Genomic DNA, 3,058 nt, shown 5'->3' with positions numbered 1-3,058 from the left:
ATGACCTGCAGGGGCCGGCAGCGGCCAGCGCCGTACCGCACAGCACGGCGACCATCTCCTTCTGGATGCCCGGAGGCCTGTTTGCCTCGCGCCAGAGCAATTTGAAAATGGCGCTGACCATGGCGACGCAACCGCTGCAGAACGCGTCGGACAAACCCATCATTACCGTCCTGGCGAATCATCACTGGATCTCGGAATGGAAACTCACCCCCGGGGTGGCCAACTACCAGACCACCATTCCCTTTACGGCCCTGGTGGCCGGAGAAAACCGCGTGACCTTCCACATCGTGGACGGAAAGGTCTCGGTGTTCCCGAATTCGACCATCCAGCTCCCCGCAGCCCATCGCTATGCCGTTTTGCCCGATCTGGCCCTCTTCCAGCGCACGGGATTCCCGTTGGTGGCCAACGGTACCGGCAAGCATCTATCGGTGTGGTATGCCAATGGCGCGTCGTCGGACTGGTCCGCAGGGCTGACCTTGTTCGGACGCTTGGCCCAGGCGAGTCATTCCCCCCTCCCGGATGCCCGCGCTACTTTTTCCATGCCGACCACGCGGAATGTGCTCGCCGTGGGCACGGCAGCCTCCATCCCCGCCCAGTGGCTCTCGGCAAGCCCCTTTGTGCCGAGGAAAATGGGGATTCAATGGCAAGTTTCCACGCGCCACGGCGCTTCGCCCTGGTTGGGGGCCACCAGCAACCTGGCGCCGGCCTATCTGATCGAGTCGCCCACCCCCTATGAAGGGGAGGTGGCGGTCACCTTCCTGGCCAGCAGCGAGGCCGCCTTGAAGACGGCTGCGTGGCATCTGGTGGAGATGCCGAACTGGAATGGCCTGCATGGCGATTTGGCCTGGGAGACCGGGTCGGGAACCTTTTCCTCCACGCTGGTGGGTTCCCATTTCCTGTATGGCAGCCGCAACAGCGGCTGGTTCTGGATCTTCCTGTTTTCGGTCAAACCCTGGCTGTGGGTATTGGCCGGCGGCGCTGCCGTCTTGTTCGCCACATTGGTGGTCTGGATCTATACCTTACGCAAAAAAGCACAATGGCGTGCGGAGGAGGCCGTATGAATAGGGAACATAGCATCCGTCACTGGGTCCGCAGGATCGTCGCGGGGACCGTACCCCTGCTCACCGCGACGGCCTATGCGTCCACCACCGTGGTGCCACCCCCCCGCGCGGGCGATGTCCTGCAATCCCGCCAGCAGGGGCAAAACAACGTGCTGTCCAATATCTACACCAAGAAGGGGCAGTCCCTGGCGGCGTTGGGGAGTACGGAGCAAAAAATCTGGGGGCTGCTCCAGCAGAACCACTTGCGCGCAGCCCGCGCCCTGATCCAGCAGACCCAAGCGCAATATCCCGGCTGGCATCCCGCAGCGACCATGACGTTCGTCCTCCTGGAAAAGACCATCTGGGCCCAGATCCGCGGGGGGCAAACGGCTGCCGCCCAGGAAAACATGCAGCAACTGCAGCACCGGTATGGACACGGGGCCCTGGCGTCCCAAACCCGTCTCGCCCTGGTCCCCATGCGCAATGTGCTCCAGGAAAATCGCCTGTGGCAGCTCTTGGGGAGCGGGCATCTCCGTCAGTTGCAAGGGGCCATCCAGCAGATCCAGCGCGAGGACCCCGCGTATCGGCCTCCGCAAAAACTGCTGGCCCTGTTACAGAAAGACCTCCATGCCCGCGAAGTCACGCAGTTGGCCGCCCACCGGGAATGGGCGCAGCTGGTGGCCTTGCATGCGGCCGATCCCAGCGTCTTCACGACGGCCTATCCGGAAAATCGGCAAGCGTGGGCGCAGGCCTTGGCGGCGACCGGGCATCCTCGCCACGCGGCCCTGATATACGCGTCACTCCTGCAGCAGGCGACCCGCCCGGCCCAGGCGATGGCCCTGCTCGATCAGGCGGCCGGCGCGTTGCCCGTCGCCGAGATGCAAGCGCTCTACACCCGGGCCGATGCGCAATTCCCGGACGCCCGCCGCGAACTGCAGCGACAGCGGCTGCAGTATGTCCTGATGATGGCCGCCCGCGCGCACGACAAGGGGGACGATGCCCAGGCCTGGACGCTGCTGGCTCCCGATGCCGCCGCGATCGCGCAATTGCACCAAGCGGGGGATGCGCGCCTCGTGGGCGCGATCCTGGGCGCCAATCACCATCCCCGCGCCGCCCTGGCGTGGTGGGAGCGCGCCGCCCGCTGGTCCGGCAAGGCCGCGGATTGGGAGACGGTCGGGAACCTGGCGATGGCGAACAACGACCTGCCGCTCGCCCGGGAGGCCATGCAGCACCTGCCCGCGGGGACCCCCGCGTCGCAACGCTTTCTGGCCCAGAGCGAGACCATGGCGGCCCTCCGGGATTACCAAGAGCGGAACTACTCCGGGACCCTCCAACATCTCCATGCGGCGCAACAATACGGCCCCTTATCCTCCGGCATGGAGACCATCCAGGCCTGGTCCCTGGTGCACACCGGCCAGTTCCAGGCCGCCAGCGCCCTGTTTACGACGCTATACCGGCAGGATCCTTCCTCGGGCAACGCCGTGGGGGTGCTCCTGACCGATCAACATACCCAAAACCTGGCCCATGCCTACCAGCTCGCCGTCACCTCCGGAGGACCCTTGGCCCAGCACTTGCCCATGGCCACCATGCGGCGCCATCAGGCGGACATCAACCAGATCCCCTGGCGCTTCCTGCCCCCGGACCGGATTGCTCCGCCGCCGCGCCGACAAAGCTTCCTGGCCCTGGGCGCCTCCGGCGAGGGGCGCGGGGGCAGCGGCATGACCCAAATGACCCAATATCTCCCCTCGCTGCAGGCCCAGTGGGGCATCAACTGGCACCTGGCCGCCTTTGCGGAGCTGTCTTCTCCCGACCTCTACGGCGGTCAACCCAATGCCACACAGTTGCCGTTCAGCAATGGCACGCAGGTCGCCACCGCCACCGCCACCGGCCACGTCTGGCAATTGCCGCAAGTGCTGGTGGGGATCGATGACCACGAACCGCACCATCATTGGCGCGCCGCCCTGGGCTGGACGTCGCCTTCGAGCGTCGGGGGCGGCACGGTGCAGGGCCTGCTGCGC

2 protein-coding genes are annotated in these 3,058 nt (G+C 65.9%); both read left to right on the top strand.

The genetic code is table 11. The annotated features are described in order from the left end of the window. Positions 1-1,061: cellulose biosynthesis cyclic di-GMP-binding regulatory protein BcsB (locus tag ACYCUK_RS24055; RefSeq protein ID WP_461597104.1), on the top strand; the 1,061-nt coding region annotated here is incomplete at its 5' end. After that, the coding region (locus ACYCUK_RS24050) for a hypothetical protein (protein ID WP_461597103.1) at positions 1,058-3,058 on the top strand (2,001 nt) is incomplete at its 3' end. The genes ACYCUK_RS24055 and ACYCUK_RS24050, both read left to right, overlap by 4 nt.

The organism is Thiomonas sp., from assembly GCF_054608695.1.
Note: the sequence above shows the minus strand (reverse complement) of the source record. Positions and strands in the feature narration are given on the sequence as shown.